A 16,343-nucleotide genomic window follows, 5' to 3' on the forward strand; every position below is an offset into this window, starting at 1 on the left:
GCCGCCTTGCTCGGCCATGGCTTTGCCGATGCGGGGCAGGCCAAGGTGACCTGCGGCACCGGATCGTCACTGATGGGCGTGACGCCGGGGCGCGTCCATTCGTCGCACGGCCTGTGGAGCACGATCGCGTGGGTAAAGGGCGATCAGGTCTTCCATGCGCTCGAGGGCAATGTCGCGGTGTCGGGCCACGCGGCGGCGTTCGCGGTGCGGCTGATGAATCTCAAGGACGAGACCGAGCTCGGCGCGCTCGCCGCATCGGTGGAGGGCAGCGAGGGCGTGACCTTCGTGCCCGCGCTTGCCGGGCTCGGCGCGCCGCATTGGCGCGATGCGGCGCGCGGATCTCTGACCGGCATGTCGCTCGGCACGCGGCCGGCGCATATCGCGCGCGCAGTGCTCGAAGGGATCGCGCTGCAGATTTCCGACATCGTGTTCGCGATGGACAAGGATCTCGGCACGCCGCCGGCGACGTTGTCGGTCGACGGCGGCGCGGCGGGCAACGACCTGCTGGTCCAGATCCTCGCCAATGCGATCGGGCGGCCCGTGCTGCGTCCGCACCAGCTCGATCTCGGCGCCCGCGGCGTCGCGCGCTTGGCGGCCGAGGCTGCCGGGCTGGTCGGCGATCCGTGGCCCGAAGGCCTGCGCGATCGGTTCGAGCCGATGATGCGCGAGGCCGATCGCGACGCGATGCTGGGCCGATGGCGCGCGGCAGTGGAAGCGGCGGCGCGGCCTGTGGGCTGAGGGTCAGCGCATCGCGTCGCGGCTGGTGTGGCCGATCCCGGGATTGAAGACGTTGCATGGATCGAGTGCTTCGTAATGCGCGCGCAATGCCGGCTTGGCCGGATACAGGTGCCCGACATTGTGCTCGGCCGGATATTCGGCGCCCCGGCGATCGAGCAGGTCCCACATCGCATGCTCAAGCGCCAGCGGGTCGGTGCCCTTGCGGACGATATAGTCCTGGTGGAAGACGTGGCAGAGGAAGTGCCCGTAATAGAGCTTGTGCAGGATTGGGGCGGATAGATCTTCGGGCAGCCGCTCGAACCAGTCGGTGGTGTTGCGCGGCAACGCGATGTCGAGCGCGACGATGTCCTCGACGGCATCGCCATGAACCTGCCGATAGCGCACCGCGGCGCCGGCGGCGGCGAAGCGATGCAGAAAGGCGGCATCGCCCTCGGCCGGCGTGCATTCGAACCAGTCGCCGGTGGCCGAGGGAAAGCGCGTGGCGAGCGCTTCCTGCGCCTCTGCTACCCCGTCCGCGGCGATCCGCAACACCAGATGATGCTCGTAACGATCGCGCCACTCACGCATCCGTGCCGGGAGATGCCCGGGCATCCGATCGGCCAGCCATTGCAGCAGCCGGTCGGCGAAATGCGCACGCAAGGGCAGGCGGGCGGCCAGCGAATCCACCCGTGCCTTCGCCGCGTACAGCAAAGGCAGCCGATCGGTGCCGAGGTGGCGGATCGCGAGATAGGTGTCCTTGCCGTAGCGTGCGGCCACGTCGAACGCCTCGCGGTGCATATATTCGGCGGCGATCGGCAGATGGGCGAAGCTGCCGAGGATCGTCCGGCGCAGCTCCGTCAGCTCTGCCGGATTGTTCGTCCCGATGTAGAAGACGCGGGTCCCGGCTTCCTTCGGGAACGTATCGAGGCGGACCGCGAACACCATCACCTTGCCGGCGCTTCCCGAGGCTTCGAACAGCCGCGACGGATCGGCGTTGAACCGGGCCGGCGTATCGGCATGGATCGAGCGGACATGGCTGCCATAATGCGGATCCGATGCCGCGCGATCCGGCGTGGCTGCCACGTCCGATTCCCCAAAGGCGCCGTGATCGAGCCGATCGAGCATCGTCTCCGGATCCTCGCCGAGCGCGATGCCGAGATGATTGACCAGCGACAGCACGCCCTGCGCATCGACCCGCGCATAGAGCGCCAGCTCGGTGTAAGCCGGCCCCCGCCGAACCAGCGCACCGCCCGAATTGTTGCAGACCCCGCCCATCACCGACGCGCCGATGCACGACGATCCGATCACCGAATGCGGCTCGCGCCCGAGCGGCTTCAACCGTGCCTCGAGCTCGTACAATGTCGTGCCGGGCAGCGCGATCACCTGCGCGCCGTCGCGGATCAGGTGCAGCCCCTTGATCCGCAGCGTGTTGATGACGATTACCGGACGATCATAAGCGCCGTGCGGCGTCGATCCGCCGGTGAGGCCGGTGTTCGCCGCCTGCGGGATCACGATCACGCCAGCCGCGATACAGGCCTGCAGCACGCGCCATTGCTCGACCAGCGTGCCCGGGCGTACCACCGCCAGCACCGGGCCGCTGCCGAAGCGGAATCCGGTGCGGTGGCGAAGCGTCTCGCGGTCCCCGGCGAGCACATGGCGCCGCCCGACGATCCCCCGCAGATCATCCAGCAGCGCTATGGCGCCGGTTTCGGAAGAGGGAAGCGGTGCGGGCATCAATGCGGGTTCCTGAGGCCGGCATCGCGTTTCGAGCAGCTGCCACGCCGGATGGACTTTCGAATTTCTTCGATATACTCCTGATCGCAAATCCGCGGCCTGCCGGCAAGCGGGATCGGGAGAGCAATCACCATGACAGCGACGATCGCCGGGCAGCCCGCTGGCACCAGCAGTCGTGAGGATTGGAAGAACACCATCCTCGCGGGGCTGGCCAATTATATCGATTCGGGCTCGATCGTCGCGGGGTCGGCGGCACTGGCATTGTGGGTGGAAGCCTATCATCTCGGCAACACGACAGTCGGACTGCTCGGCGCGTTCGGCCCGAATGCGATCGCCGCGGGTATCGGGGCGCTGATCGGCGGGCGGCTGTGCGACCTGTTCGGCCGCAAGAAGATCTACCAATACGACATGCTGTTCTACGCGTTCGGCATGCTGTGGCTGATCTTCGCGATGAACGCTTGGATGATCGTGATCGGCTTCTTCCTCGTCGGCCTCGCGGTCGGCGCCGACATTCCCGCCTCCTGGTCGCTCATCCTCGAAATGGCGCCGGATCGCGAACGGGGCAAGCATAGCGGCATCGCGCAGGTGCTCTGGTATCTCGGGCCGGTCGTCGTGCTGCTGATGTTCCTCGCGTTGTCGCCGCTCGGCCTCCTCGGCGCGCGCATAGTGTTCGCGCATCTCGCCATCCTCGCAGTGGCGCTGACCTTCCTGCGCTCGCGAATGTCCGAGATCGGTACGATGGCTCGAGGCGCAGGCGGGCGCGCAAGCCGGCGGGCCGGCCCCGGAGAAGTCGCGGCTCCGCGACCTGTTCACCCGCCAGCACATTCGATCGATGGCGTTCCTCGCCGGCATGTACGTGTTCTGGAACCTGTGGGCGGGGACCAACGGCTTCTTCTTCCCCTATATCCTGCGCACGGTGGGCAATCAGAGCCAGGTCGTCTCGGTCGCGATCCAGGCGCTGAGCTTCCTGATCGGCATGCTGTCGATCTGGCTGATCTTCATGCGGTTCTCCGATCGGGTGAACCAGCGGATGATGTTCCTCGCCTCGGCGGTGATCCAGATCGTCGGCATGGCACTGCTCGCGATATTCCCGCTGACCCTGCCGGTGGCGCTGATCCACGTGTTCCTGATGGCGTTCGGCCAGGGCTTCGGCGCGCAGTGCTTCTTCCAATTGTGGAGCGGCGAGATGTTCCCGACCATGCTGCGCAGCACCGCGCAGGGGGTGATGTTCGCAGTGGTGCGCGTGACTTTGGGCGTGTTCAGCTTCTTCGTGCCGATGCTGACGGCGACCGGGTTCACCACGCTGGCGTGGATCCTCACCGGCTTCCTCGTGCTCAGCGGATTGATCGGGTTCCTCGGCGCCCCACGCAACGAAGGCAAATCGCTGGAGGAACTCGACCGGGAGCGCGGCGCAGCGGCGTGACGGGGGCCGGCAGCGCAGTCCGCTTGGTGGAGCCCGTCGGGAATCGAGACCCTCAACCATTGGAAGGTCACACCAAGGTCACACTGCTGCGAGGTCCTTTTCCGCTTGCGCGACTGTCGCGGGCAGGAGCTGGATCCGCGACTGCACGCTTATGCCCGGCGCTTTTGCATAGAAATTTGTGCCCGGAAAAATCGGGCATTGTTGTGCTTCGTCGTCGGAAAAGTGGAACATGACGACGCCGAAGTTGACACGGTGGATGGCTTGTTCCGGGTTGCCGAGGACAAGGGCACTTTGCGGAACGGCGAACACGGTTGCCGGTGTTTCGGGTCGAGGCCTGGGACGCGCATAGGGACTGCACGAGGAACATCTGCGACGGGCGCAATACGGACGATGTCAAAGAGCGGGCGACGCGGCCGACCGATTCAGGCAAGCAGACGAAATCCTACATTGCAAGGGGTGGTTGAGCCCCGGAGTGACGGTCGACTGACGAATTTGGGAGGCGTGCCAGATCTTGTCTTGAAGCAAAGCCTGTGATTGAAATCCGAGTGAGAGAATCAAGGGGGAATGGACAATGGATATCTATGACATATCTCTGAGAAGCGAAGGCTGGTTCGTCGCGCGGATGCAGATCCTCTATCAGCATGGCGACGACGAGGAAAAGGTCATCGAAATCGGCGGTGATCTCCTCATGGGTCAGTACAGGGAAGCGGGACTCCGGAAGCTCAGCATTCCAGAGGGGTCGAAGCTGAAGCTGCGCGCGCGAGTCATCGCCGGGAAGGACAATACCGTCGATCACGGATTCACCTTCCGGTCGAAGTCCAATACCATGGCGCAATATCAGCTCAACGGCACGACCTTCCACAACAGCTTTGACCTGCACCGGCCGCGATTGTGAGGCATTGCCAGCGAGGACTTCAGCTTCGAAGACGTTGAACACGTCGCGACCTTATGCGTTCACGACTTGCCCGCCCCCGCCGCAGGGGCGCGGGCAAAAGGCGACGCCGCAGCGCCGCCCCAGATGGAGGCCAAAATGGCCGGGGAACATCAGAACTTCAGGCGCACGCCCGAATAATAGCGGCGGCCGATCGGGTCGTAGGTGCCGGCTGCGGTCTCCGTTCCCGTCACGCTGCCGGTCAGTCCGGTGATCACGGGCGGCGGCTGGGTGTCGAGCAGGTTGTTGACGCCCGCGAAGAATTCGAACGCCTTGTCGACATTCCACCGCAGCTGCATGTCCGCATAAAAGGCGGAGTCGACACGGAAATACTTCTTGTCGGGCAGCGAGCCGTCGGCGAGCAGGAAGCGCGCGCGATATTGGTCGTCGAGATAGGACGCGCCGATATATTGGCCGTTGAAGTTGATCCCGAACGTCTCGGTGTCGAAGCCGACCGAGAAGCTCGCGCGATCCTTGGGCGTGTTGATCTCGCCGTCCGATCGATCGAACGCCGCGCCCGCCACGGGCACGCTGCCCTGCCGGATCAGATGGCTCCAGCTCGCCGCGAAGTTCGCCGTGCCGCCGGCCACGGGCAGGCGCCACGAGAGGGTGGTGTCCACACCCTCGGTCGATGCGCCGCCGCTGTTGATCAGCTGCGAATTGACCAGCTGGATCGAGCCGGGGCTGTACGGCCCCGACGCGATCGTCCGCCGCGAGATCAATGCGCAGAAGTCCGGATCGTTGTTGAGATAGCATTGCTGGAGGATGAAATCGCGGCTGGTGCGGGCGATCGCGTCGTCGAGCTTGATGTTGTAATAATCGACGGTGAGCGTGAGATTGCGCAGCGCCTGGATCGAGATCGGGTTGATCACCGCGCCCAGCGTCCAGGTCCGCGCCGATTCCTCCTGGATGTTCGGGTTGCTGACGTTGAGCCCGCCGACGCCCTGGAGATCCGACTGGTTGAGCGTGAACACGCCGTTGGCGGCGATGTTCGCGGCGACGCCGGCATCGGCCCGGCACGTCGTGCTGGTCGTGCCGGTGCTCGTCGCGGTGACGCCGGCGCAGGGATCGTTGACCGACGAGATGCTGATCGCCGGCGCCGCGAACAACTCGCCGATATTGGGCGCGCGGACCGCATGGGCATAGACGCCGCGGAAGCGGATGTCGGGGATCGGCGCCCATTCGACGCCGGCATTGTACGCGTAGAAGGTGCCGACCGTGGAATAGTCCGACAGGCGCGCGGCGCCGCGGAGTGTCAGGCTGTGGATGAACGGCGTGTCGTGGATCAACGGCACGACGACTTCGCCGAACAGCTCCTTGACGTCGAAATGCCCCGAGGTGTTGGTCTGCTGGACATAGGCGTTGCGCGCGGCGATCGAGAGCGGATCGAAGATCTCGCTGCTCGATTCCTTGCGATATTCGCCGCCCAATGCGACCTGCACCGGGCCGGCGGGCAGATCGAACAAGGATCCCGAAAGATTGGCGGCGGCGACGTCGAGCGTCTGCACGGCGTTGCGCGTCGAGATCAACACCTAGCCAGGCGACCGATGCCGCCGACGCCTTGCCCGCGCCATAGACGTCCCATGGCACGCAGCCTTGTGCGCGGGCCTCGGCGCTGGCGCAGATCCCCTCGGCGGTGTTGCCGTTGCCGTTCGCGTCATAGACGTCCTGAATGACGTTGAGCGCCTGGACCGCGCGATCCTGGTTGATCAGTCCGGTCAGCCGGCTGTCGGCAGTGGTCTTGCCCCAATTGTACGAGACGTCCCAATTCCACTTGTCGCCGAGCTTGCCCTCGGCGCCGACGACCATGCGCAGATTGGTGCGATCGAAGATCGCGAAGCGCTGGCCGAACTCGGTGAGGCGGCGCGACACCGCGACATCGCGGAAGCCGTCGCCATTGGTGTCGGTGGCGACATTGTAGAGGCCGAGCGGCACCAACGGGTTGCGCACGATCTGCGACTGCGCGGCATTGGCGGGATTGGTGACGCGCTGTTCGATATTGTAGCGGCCATTGCCCTGGCGGAAGAGGCCGAGCGCGCCGGTCGGCACCAGAGGCGAAGGCTCGAGCAGGCCCTTCGACGTGGTGTTGGCATAGCTGCCCTCGGCGAAGAAATTGATCCCTTCGCTGACCTCATAGTTCGCCCGCGCGGCGAAGTTGCGGCGCTCGATCGGCACGGAGATATTGTCGAACGGTGTCCGGTCGAAGCCATCGGTCGCGCTGCTGAACGGGCGGACGATGCCGGTGGAATCGACGATATAATTGCCGGTGCCGGCGTTGAACGTGCTGGCCGGGACCACTGTCGAGAAGTTGCGCTGCGCCTTGAACAGGTTCTGCGCGGCGGTGAGGTTCGCGTCGGTGCGGTTGTTGCTGCGCTGGAGCGCGCCGATGCTGGTCTGGTCGGAGCGGCTGCGCGCGCGGCTGGCGGAAGCGACGGCACCCTGCTTGGACCAGCCGGCATACGCGATGACATTGCCGCGCCCATCGGCGAAGTTGCCGCCGGCGGTGAGGTTCGCCGAATATTGACTGTCGTCGCCCTGCTCGGAAATGCCCGTCTGGGCATTGAGCTGCACGCCTTCGAAATTCTTGCGGTAGATGAAGTTGACCACACCGGCGACGGCATCCGAACCGTATACCGCCGAGGCGCCGCCGGTCAGCACGTCGACCCGCTCGATGAACGAGCTCGGGATCATCGACAGGTCGACCTGCGCCGAGCCCGGCACGCCGGCGACGACGCGGCGGCCGTCGATCAGCACCAGGGTACGATTGGCGCCAAGATTGCGCAGATTGACCGTCGAGAGGCCTGCACTGACCGCGCCGTAGTTCGATGTATTGCGCGATTGGCCGGGCAGGCCGAATGCGGGGTTGGTCTGCAGGACTTCCTGGATGTCGAGGCGGCCCGTGTGCTCGATATCTTCGGCGGTGACCGCCTGCAGCGGCGATGGCGAAGTGAGCGTCGGGCTCTTGATGCGGCTGCCGGTGACGACGATGTCGCCGACGGGCTCGGCCGCGTCTTCGGCCTGGGCGCTTGCCGGGGCGTCGGCGGTTGCCGTCGTGCCGTCCTGCGCATGTGCCGCGGAAGCCGCGAAGATCGCGGCCGCGCTGGCGCCGGTCAACAGCGCTCCTCGCATCAGCCGCTCGATGCCCTTTGGATTTGCGATCGCCTTCATTTTCTCTCCACCCCTAGATTGTTCTGTTTTCAGGAAATCAGGAGAAATCGGGCGCGGGCAGGCGCAAGGCGTCGGGGCCCTCGCGAGGGCGCCGTCGTGGGAATTGCGCGCGTGTTCCCGCGCTGCACCTTCAGCCCCATTTGTCTCTCTCCTGAAAGGAAGGCTAATGCGATTTTTATCGAAACTCAACCGATCTCTTTCGATTGCTTTCGAATAGAAACGAATCGGCCTTTCTAATTGACAGCGGTCGAAGCTGGCCGGTACCGAGTGAAGCGTGCCAGGGCGAAAATACGCCGGGCCGGGAGCCAAAGGAGAGGTCACCGATGAAGCCGTTGCTCGCGCTGCTCGCCGCGCTCGTCGCTCCGACTGCGCTGGCCGCTCCCGGCCCGACGCCTCCGCTCACCGTGTCGGCCAACGGCCATTATCTTGAGGCGGGCGGCAAACCCTTCTTCTGGATGGGCGATACCGGCTGGCTGCTGCTGAGCCGGCTCGATCGCGACGAGACCGAACGCTATCTGGCGACGCGCGCGCGGCAGGGCTTCAACGTGGTTCAGGTGATGATCCTGCACACCCCGCAAATGACCAGCCGCTATGACGCGCCCGCATTGATCGACGGCGATCCCGGCCGGCCGCGGGTCACGCCCGGCGCTGATCCGCAGCGTGTCGGCGAATATGATTATTGGGACCATCTCGACTGGGTGCTCTCGCGCGCCGAGGCGCACGGCATCTATCTGGCGCTGGTGCCCGCCTGGGGCAGCCTGGCCGAGGACAAGCAGCTCAACGCGAAGACCGCGCCCGTCTATGGCCGCTTCCTCGCCGAGCGCTATCGCAACCGGCCGAACCTGATCTGGCTCAACGGGGGTGATACGCGGGCGGAGAACAACACGCTGGTGTGGGAAAGCCTGGGGTCGACGATCAAGCGCATCGATCCCGATCATCTGATGACCTACCATCCGATCGGCCGCACCGATTCCTCCTGGCAGTTCCACGAGGCGGCGTGGCTCGACTTCAACATGGTGCAATCGGGGCACCGCTCCTACGCCCAGGACGGGCCGAGCGTGCGCAGCGAAGACAATTGGCGCTACATCGCCGAGGATTGGATCAAGCTGCCGACCAAGCCGGTGATCGACGGCGAGCCCTCCTACGAGAACATCCCCCACGGGCTGCACGAGCCCGGCGCGCCGCGCTGGGGCGCCGCCGACGTGCGCCGCTATGCGTGGTGGGCGGTGCTCGCGGGTGCTTTCGGGCACACGTACGGCGAGAACAACGTCATGCAGATGTTCGTGCCGGGCAAATACGAGCCGAGCTTCGAAGCCGACCAGCGCTGGGACGCGACGATCGACGCGCCCGGCGCCAACCAGATGCGGCATCTGCGCGCATTGTTCGAATCGCGGCCGATGCTGGAGCGCGTGCCCGACCAGTCGCTGATCGCCGACAACGGAATCCGCTACAATCGTGTGCTGGCGAGCCGCGGGCGCGGCTATGCAATGGCCTATAGCTATACCGGCCGCCCCTTCACCATGCGGTTGGGCGCGGTCTCGGGCCGGCAGGTGCGGGCGCATTGGTATTCGCCGCGCGACGGCAGCCTTACGCCGATCGGCACCTTCGCCAACAAGGGTGTGCGCCGCTTCAATCCGCCGGGCGATACTGCGCCCGGCAATGACTGGGTGCTGCTGGTCGAGGATGCCGGTGTGCGTTTCCCCGCCATAGAGGTGCGGACGCGGTGACTCTGCGCATCCTCGATCTGCGCGCGGAAAATGTCGCGGGGCTCCTCGGCACCGAGGTGCCGCAGCCGCGGCTTTCATGGCGCCTCGAAAGCGAGGGGCGGGGGCAGGTGCAGGCGGCGTACCGCATCCGCGCCGCGCGCAGCGTCGAGGCGTTGAACAGCGGCGAATTGCTGTGGGACAGCAATGAGGTCGAGAGCGATGCGAGTCTCGACGTGCCTTATGGCGGACCCCCGCTCGAGCCGATGCAGCGTGTCTGGTGGTCGGTCGAAGTGCGCGATGCCGATGGCGCGACGGCGCATTCCGCAGCCGCATGGTTCGAGGCCGGGCTGCTCGCCCCCGAGGACTGGCGGGCCGACTGGATCGAAGCCGAGGACGAAGCGGCCGCCGCGGATCGCGCCGCTGGACTGGCGTGGATTTGGAGCGAAACCGCGCTCGATCCGCGGCTGCATGCCTTTCGCCTCGATTTCGACGCGCCCACGGATCTGACGCGCGCCGAGATATTGCTCGCGGGCAAGGACCATCTGCGTGGCGTCTGGGTGAATGGCGAAGCGGCGCCGCTCGACCGGCATTTCGATTGGGACACCTATCTGCCCTTCTGGGGCACGCTTGCGCCTTATGCGGGTGTGGTCCGGCCCGGGCGCAACTGCATCTGCGCGCTGGTTGAGGCGGACACGGCGGGCTTCTTCCCCGTGGATGGCGGCGCGTTCGCCGCGCTCGTCCGCCTGCATCGCGCCGACGGATCGGTCGAGCGGATCGTCAGCGGGCCGGCGTGGCGGCTGATGCCCGATCCGCCGTGGAGCTGGACCGATCCGGGCTTCGACGCCTCCCGCTGGCAGGTGCCGGTCGCGAGCGGCGCGAACGTGCACAACGATCCGCGCCCGGCGGAACCGGCGATGCTGCTGCGCACCAGCTTCACGCCGCGCGGCCAGGTCATAGCGGCGCGGCTCTACGCCACTGCGCTCGGCGCCTATGCGCCGCGGATCAACGGTCAGCCCGTGTCCGGCGCGGTGCTCGCACCGGAGGTCAGCGTCGCGCACGACCATGTGCTCTATCAAATCTACGACGCGACTGCGCTCATCCGGCCCGGCGAGAATGTCCTCGGCGCGATCGTCGCCGACGGATTCTATGCCAGCGCGTTCGGCTGGCGGATCGAGCGCTATGGCTTCGGCCCCGCGCCCCGCCGGTTCCGGGCGCAGCTGCGGCTCGATTATGCCGACGGCAGTAGCGAGTGGGTTACGACGGGACCCGACTGGCGGATCGCAACCTCGGAGATCCTCAGCTCGGAAATCTATGACGGCGAAGTGGTGGACGCGCGGCTGGCGCGGACGGGCTGGGACATGCCGGGCTTCCACGCCTCCGACTGGGCGCCGGCGAAACGCGGGGACACTCCGAACACGCGGCTGGTCTCGCAGACATCGCCGCTGATCGAACGCACCGGGCGGCGTCGCGCGATCTCGGTCAGCGAGCCGGCGCCGGGGCGCTATGTCTTCGATTTCGGACAGAATTTCTCGGGCTGGGCCGCCATCCGCGCGCGCGGGTCCGCCGGCACCACGATCAGCGCGCTCTACGCCGAATTGCTGACCCCCGACGGCACCGCCGACCTCGCCAATCTCCGCCTCGCCCGCGCGACCGATCGCTTCACGCTCGCGGGCACGGGGGAAGAGCGGTTCGAGCCGCGCTTCACCTATCATGGCTTCCGCTATGTCGAGATCCAGGGCTATCCGGGCGTGCCGACCGCCGACGATGTCGAGGGGGTGATCGTCCACAGTGCGTGTCGCGAAACCGGCAACATGACCTTTCCCGATGCGCCTCTGCTCCAGCGCATCTGGGAAAACGCGCTGTGGAGCCAGCGTTCGAACTTCTTCGCCGTGCCGACCGATTGCCCGCAGCGCGACGAGCGGATGGGCTGGACGGGCGATATCCAGGTGTTCCTCGATGCCGCCGCGTTCAACATGGAAGTCGACCCCTTCATCCGCCGCTTCCTGCTCGAGATGCGCGCGGCGCAGCGGCCCGACGGGGGTACCCGATCGTGGTTCCCCAGCCGCTTTCCTTCCCCGATGTGGTGACCGCAGGCTGGAGCGAGGCGGGGATCATCCTGCCGTGGCAGCTGTGGCAGCGTTACGGCGACACCGCGGTGATCGACGAGAATTGGGACGCGATGCAGCGCTGGCTGGCGCATGTCGCGCGGGGCAATCCCGACCATGTCTGGCGCAACGACCGCGGCCTCGATCTCGGCGACTGGCTCTCGGTCGATGCGATCAAGCCCGACGACGAGACGACGCCGCGCATCCTGTGCGCGACGGCCTATTGGGCCTGGTGTGCCGAGTTGATGGCGCGGATGGCCGAAGCGACCGGCCGCGACGCCGATGCCCGGAGATACCACGCATTGCGCGCGGCGATCGGCGCGGCGTTCGCCGCCGAGTTCGTCGCGGCCGACGGCAGTTGCGGCAATGGCAGCCAGACCAGCCAGATCCTGTCGCTGTTCATGCGGCTGGTTCCCGAAGATCGCCGCGCGCCCGCCGCGCAGATCCTCGCCGCCGATATCCGCCGTCGCGGGATGAAGCTGTCGACCGGATTCCTCGGCACGCCCTATCTGCTCGACGTGCTCGCCGATGCCGGGCTTTGGGAGGAAGTCAGCGGGCTGCTGCTCCAGACCGGCTATCCCAGCTGGGGCTATATGCCCGAGCAAGGCGCGACGACGATGTGGGAGCGCTGGAACGGCGACACCGGCGATCTGTCGATGAACAGCTATAATCACTACGCATTCGGCGCGGTGGTCGGCTTCTTCTACCGCCGCCTCGCCGGCATCGCCCCCGCGGCACCGGGCTTCCGCAGGATCGCGGTGCGGCCGGTCTGGCTGCCGGCGGTGGGCCGGGTCGCCGCGCGCTTCGAGTCTCCGGTTGGGCTGATCGCCACCGCTACCGATGGCGACGCGAACGGCCTGACTCGTCTGACGCTCACGGTCCCCGCAAACACCGTCGTCGAAGTGGAACTCCTCGCGCGCGAATGGCGCGAAGGCGGCACCCCGATCGACGCACATCCCGACATCCGCGCTTTCACGCGCGCCGGCGATCTCGTCCGCTTCGAGGTGGGCTCGGGCGCCTATGAATTCTCGATCTTGCCCTGAGAGGACCCGCCGTGCCCACGCTTGGACTGATCCACAATTCGCCCGTGCTCGCGCCGATCTTCAACGAAATCGCCGCCCGGATCATGCCCGATGTGCGGATCCTGCACTTCGTCGATGAGACCACGATCAAGAACACCATCGCCGCCGGCCGGCTCGAGAAAGCGACAATGCGGCAAGTGATCCGCCTGGTGGGTTCGACCTTCGACGCAGGGTGTGACGCCGCGCTCGTCACGTGTTCGTCGATCGGCCCGGCCGTCGACATGGCGGCCGAGCTCTACGACCAGCCCGTCCTCCGGGTCGATCGGGCCATGGCCGAAAAGGCGGTAGCCACCGGGAGCCGGATCGGCGTGGTCGCGACGCTCGCCACCACGCTGCGCCCGACGGCCGACCTGGTGCGCCGCGTCGCCGCGGAGCAGGACAAGCAAATCGAGATCGTCGAACTGGTGTGCCCCGGCGCATTCGACGCAGTGATGGCCGGCGACGGCGCGACGCATGACCGCATCGTCGGCGAGGGGCTGATCGAGGGGATGAAGGGCGTGGACGCGATCCTGCTCGCCCAGGCCTCGATGGCGCGAGTGGTGGCGAGCCTCCCCGAAGGCGCGGTTCCGGCCCCGGTCTTCTCGAGCCCCGAACTCGGCATGATACGGGCTGCGGATGTGCTTCGGGGCCTCGCCAAGTGAAGAAACGCCACGGCGTCCTCGCGCTGCTGGGCGCCCTCTCGGTCATCACCTTCATCGATCGCATGGCGATCGCCGTGACCGGCCCGACGATCCAGAAGGATCTCGGCATCACCCCCGATCAATGGGGCTGGATCCTGAGCGCCTATGTCATCGCCTACGCCGTGTTCGAAGTGCCCTCGGGCGCGCTCGGAGATCGCTATGGCTATCGCAAGGAGCTGACCCGGATCACGGTGTGGTGGTCGTTCTTCACTGCGGCCACGGCGCTGTGCCGCAACTTCTGGCAGTTGACCGCGGCACGGTTCCTGTTCGGACTCGGCGCCGCGGGTGCCTATCCCAATATGTCGGGCGTGCTCTATCGCTGGCTGCCGGCGCGCGAGCGGGCGCGGGGGCAGGGCGTGATCTGGGCTGCGAGCCGGTTCGGGGCGCGCTGGCACCGCTGCTGCTGGTGCCGATGAACAAGCATTTCGGCTGGCAGGCGGTGTTCGTGATCCTCGGCGTGATCGGCTTTCTCTGGGCGTTCGCCTGGTGGTATCTCTATCATGATCGTCCGGCCGATCACCCCCGCATCACCGCAGCAGAAGTCGCCGAGATCGGCAGCGACGAAGGCGCGGGCCATTCGGGCACGCCGTGGAAGCAATTGCTGAGCCTGCCGCAATTGTGGCTGATCGCACTGGCTTATTGCTTCTACGCATTCGGCAGCTGGTTCTTCTTCGGCTGGTTCCCGACCTGGCTGGTGAAGGGCGCGGGTTTCACGGTGGCCGAGATGGGCCTGTACGGCTCGATCCCGTTCCTGCTCGGCATCGTCAGCAATCTTGCGGGCGGATTGCTCTGCGACCGGCTGGCGCAGCGGATCGGCATCCGCAACGCCTATCGCCTGATCGCCGGCATCTGCCTCGTCGGCACGGCTGCCCTCCTGTTCGCGATGAGCCTCGCGACGGGCAAGCTCGCGATCGTGGTGCTCGCGGGCGCCGCCTTCGCGGTGATGGACCTGATGCTGCCCGCCGCCTGGGCGATGTGCATGTCGATCGGCGGCCGCTACGGCGGAACCGCGACCGGCGTGATGAACACCGCGGGCAATCTCGGCGGCTTCATCTGCACGGTGACGATCGGCTATGTCATTGCCGGAACGGGCAATTACGACGTGCCGGTGCAGGGCGTGGCGGTGATGGTGCTGATCGCGGCGGGGCTGTTCGCGCTGATCGACTGCACCAAGGGATTCGATCACAAGGTGGCGCCGGAACTAGCGGCGAGCTGACACTTTTCCTCTCCCGGTGGGAGAGGTAGCGAAGCTTGGCAGCTTGCTGCCTAGCGGAGCTAGGTGAGGATCTCACGCTATCGATGGGGTGATCCTCACCCAGCTCCGACTAGGACCCGCTGAAGAAGCGGGCCCAAGTCTGCGCAACCCTCTCCCGACGGGAGAGGGAAGAGGTTCGTTTAGCCGCCCAATCGCACCGTCTCGAAGAAATCCTCGCCGCCGATCTGGCCGCCCTTGAGCACCAGCTCGAGCCTGTCCACCACCGGGTCGGTGGCGTGTGCGCGTACCAGCGGTGCGCCGGACTCGATCGGCGCGGCCCAGGTCAGCGCGTCGATGCCGAGCTCGGCGACACCATGGCTGGATGTGTCGCCGCCGGCGAACAGGAGCCGGCGAAGGCCTGTCCGACGGATCGCCGCTGCCGCGACACGGCCCAGTGCCGCGCCCAGCCGGTCGCCTGCCGCGGTCGCGCCTTCGCCAAGGGGGCCCTGCGCCGAGTGCACGATGCAATTTCCGCCTTCGGCCAGCGTGGAGCAGGCGGTCTCGACCAGCCGGCTCTCCTCCGCGTCCTCGCCGCGCAGCAGCGCCGGCACGTCGGCTTCGAGCGCGACATAGCCGTTGGCGGAGGACCGGATGATCTGCCGCGCAGTGACCGGCGAACAGCTGCCGCTGACGACGAGCAGGCGTTCCGATGCGGACGCGCGAACCGCCAGGGTGACTGAGTCGATCAGGCCGGCATCGCGCCAGCCGAGCACCAGCGCCCGCGTGACGCCCGAGCTGCCGACCGCAAAACGGACGCGGTGCGCGAGCAGCACGGCACCGGTCGCCGCAAGATCGGCCATCGAAACCCCGTCGAACAACACGGCATCGGCTTCGCTTTCGGCCTCGCGCCACGCCGCATCGGCTTCCCCTGCCTGGATGCGGTCGAGCGGAACGAGGACAATCCGTGCGTCGGTCTGGTCGGCGAGATGCCGGATCAGATCGGCCTCGCGCATCGGCGTTACCGGGTGACGCGACATGGTCGGGTGCCGGTCGATGCGATAGATCTCGGCGCCCGCCGCGGCGAACAGATTGCCGAACGCGACATAGCGGCGCAGATGCGGCGCCCCCACCACGATCGCCGCCGCACTGCCGCCGAAACAGGCGCGGCCGATGTCGAGCGCCCGGCCGATCGATCCGGTGTGCGGGCTCGAATCGAAGGTCGAACAGGTCTTGTAGTGAACGGTCGCCGCGTCGCCGAGCGCGGCGAAGGCGTCAGGAAGATGCTGCTCCATCCAGTCGGGCGCGCGGCTGCGGCTGTCGCCGGCAATGCCGATCGCGCGGACCTGCGGGAACCGCGCGCGCAGCGCCGCGTCGGGCTGGCGCAGGAAGAGCACGGCGGGAACGCCGCCCTCGGCGAGCTGTTCGAGTACGTCGGTCGATCCGGTGAAATCGTCGCCGTAAAAGGCGTAGAGCAAGGCCGACACCATCGACCCCTTACCCGTCATCCCGGCGAAAGCCGGGATCCAGAGCCTCTAGCGACGTCCTGCTTGACCCTGGATCCCGGCCTTCGCCGGGATGACGAATTGCGGCGTGGTTTGAAAC

Annotated in this window: 10 protein-coding genes and 4 pseudogenes; 9 read left to right on the forward strand and 5 right to left on the reverse strand. The window is 66.7% G+C overall.

The window, feature by feature from the left end:
* Positions 1-6: 6 nt before the first annotated feature.
* Complete coding sequence (locus PIB19_RS21945; RefSeq protein ID WP_271239035.1) at positions 7-738, forward strand: FGGY-family carbohydrate kinase; 732 nt, start codon at positions 7-9, stop codon at positions 736-738.
* A gap of 3 nt (positions 739-741) precedes the next feature.
* Here the strand turns inward: PIB19_RS21945 and dld are convergent, their stop codons facing one another.
* Positions 742-2,451 carry a D-lactate dehydrogenase gene (dld, locus tag PIB19_RS21950; RefSeq protein ID WP_271239036.1) on the reverse strand — a complete coding sequence of 570 codons (1,710 nt, stop codon included), beginning with the start codon at positions 2,449-2,451 and terminating at the stop codon, positions 742-744.
* A 132-nt stretch (positions 2,452-2,583) separates the two neighbouring features.
* Here dld and PIB19_RS21955 point away from each other — a divergent pair.
* Both PIB19_RS21955 and PIB19_RS21960 read left to right on the forward strand, forming a co-directional pair.
* Positions 2,584-3,105: pseudogene (locus PIB19_RS21955) on the forward strand (MFS transporter); the annotation flags it as partial.
* A 178-nt stretch (positions 3,106-3,283) separates the two neighbouring features.
* The gene (locus PIB19_RS21960) at positions 3,284-3,874 is read left to right on the forward strand and encodes an MFS transporter (protein WP_271239037.1); all 591 of its coding nucleotides are present in this window, start codon (positions 3,284-3,286) and stop codon (positions 3,872-3,874) included.
* Between the two features lie 78 nt (positions 3,875-3,952).
* Here PIB19_RS21960 and PIB19_RS21965 read toward each other — a convergent pair whose 3' ends face one another.
* Positions 3,953-4,183 carry a hypothetical protein gene (locus PIB19_RS21965; RefSeq protein ID WP_271239038.1) on the reverse strand — a complete coding sequence of 77 codons (231 nt, stop codon included), beginning with the start codon at positions 4,181-4,183 and terminating at the stop codon, positions 3,953-3,955.
* 262 nt (positions 4,184-4,445) lie between these two features.
* Here PIB19_RS21965 and PIB19_RS21970 point away from each other — a divergent pair, with 262 nt between their 5' ends.
* Positions 4,446-4,769 carry a hypothetical protein gene (locus PIB19_RS21970; protein ID WP_271239039.1) on the forward strand — a complete coding sequence of 108 codons (324 nt, stop codon included), beginning with the start codon at positions 4,446-4,448 and terminating at the stop codon, positions 4,767-4,769.
* A 149-nt stretch (positions 4,770-4,918) separates the two neighbouring features.
* Here PIB19_RS21970 and PIB19_RS21975 read toward each other — a convergent pair whose 3' ends face one another.
* Complete coding sequence (locus tag PIB19_RS21975; RefSeq protein ID WP_271239040.1) at positions 4,919-6,337, reverse strand: TonB-dependent receptor domain-containing protein; 1,419 nt, start codon at positions 6,335-6,337, stop codon at positions 4,919-4,921.
* A gap of 1,132 nt (positions 6,338-7,469) precedes the next feature.
* Positions 7,470-7,973 (reverse strand): annotated as a pseudogene (locus PIB19_RS23895) (TonB-dependent receptor plug domain-containing protein); the annotation flags it as partial.
* Positions 7,974-8,296: 323 nt separating this feature from the next.
* Here PIB19_RS23895 and PIB19_RS21985 point away from each other — a divergent pair.
* The 5 genes and pseudogenes from PIB19_RS21985 to PIB19_RS22010 all read left to right on the forward strand — a co-directional run bounded on the left by PIB19_RS21985 (position 8,297) and on the right by PIB19_RS22010 (position 14,762).
* Positions 8,297-9,700 carry a glycoside hydrolase family 140 protein gene (locus PIB19_RS21985; protein WP_271239042.1) on the forward strand — a complete coding sequence of 468 codons (1,404 nt, stop codon included), beginning with the start codon at positions 8,297-8,299 and terminating at the stop codon, positions 9,698-9,700.
* A 56-nt stretch (positions 9,701-9,756) separates the two neighbouring features.
* Positions 9,757-12,437 (forward strand): annotated as a pseudogene (locus tag PIB19_RS21990) (family 78 glycoside hydrolase catalytic domain); the annotation flags it as partial.
* A 3-nt stretch (positions 12,438-12,440) separates the two neighbouring features.
* Entirely contained in the window at positions 12,441-12,827 is a 387-nt protein-coding gene (locus PIB19_RS21995; RefSeq protein WP_271241059.1) for an alpha-L-rhamnosidase C-terminal domain-containing protein, read from the forward strand.
* Positions 12,828-12,838: 11 nt separating this feature from the next.
* Entirely contained in the window at positions 12,839-13,507 is a 669-nt protein-coding gene (locus tag PIB19_RS22000) for an aspartate/glutamate racemase family protein (RefSeq protein ID WP_271239043.1), read from the forward strand.
* Between the two features lie 62 nt (positions 13,508-13,569).
* A pseudogene (locus tag PIB19_RS22010) lies at positions 13,570-14,762 on the forward strand (MFS transporter).
* 179 nt (positions 14,763-14,941) lie between these two features.
* Here PIB19_RS22010 and PIB19_RS22015 read toward each other — a convergent pair.
* The gene (locus PIB19_RS22015; RefSeq protein ID WP_271239046.1) at positions 14,942-16,225 is read right to left on the reverse strand and encodes a four-carbon acid sugar kinase family protein; all 1,284 of its coding nucleotides are present in this window, start codon (positions 16,223-16,225) and stop codon (positions 14,942-14,944) included.
* Positions 16,226-16,343 lie beyond the last annotated feature (118 nt).

This window comes from Sphingomonas sp. 7/4-4, from assembly GCF_027941955.1.
GTDB lineage: Bacteria > Pseudomonadota > Alphaproteobacteria > Sphingomonadales > Sphingomonadaceae > Sphingomonas.

What these genes read in the sequence shown, in the direction of transcription:
- dld (WP_271239036.1), bottom strand. Translation starts at nt 2,451, where the DNA reads ATGCCCGCACCGCTTCCCTCTTCCGAAACCGGCGCCATAGCGCTGCTG.
- PIB19_RS21960 (WP_271239037.1), top strand. Translation starts at nt 3,284, where the DNA reads ATGGCGTTCCTCGCCGGCATGTACGTGTTCTGGAACCTGTGGGCGGGG.
- PIB19_RS21970 (WP_271239039.1), top strand. Translation starts at nt 4,446, where the DNA reads ATGGATATCTATGACATATCTCTGAGAAGCGAAGGCTGGTTCGTCGCG.
- PIB19_RS21985 (WP_271239042.1), top strand. Translation starts at nt 8,297, where the DNA reads ATGAAGCCGTTGCTCGCGCTGCTCGCCGCGCTCGTCGCTCCGACTGCG.
- PIB19_RS21995 (WP_271241059.1), top strand. Translation starts at nt 12,441, where the DNA reads ATGAACAGCTATAATCACTACGCATTCGGCGCGGTGGTCGGCTTCTTC.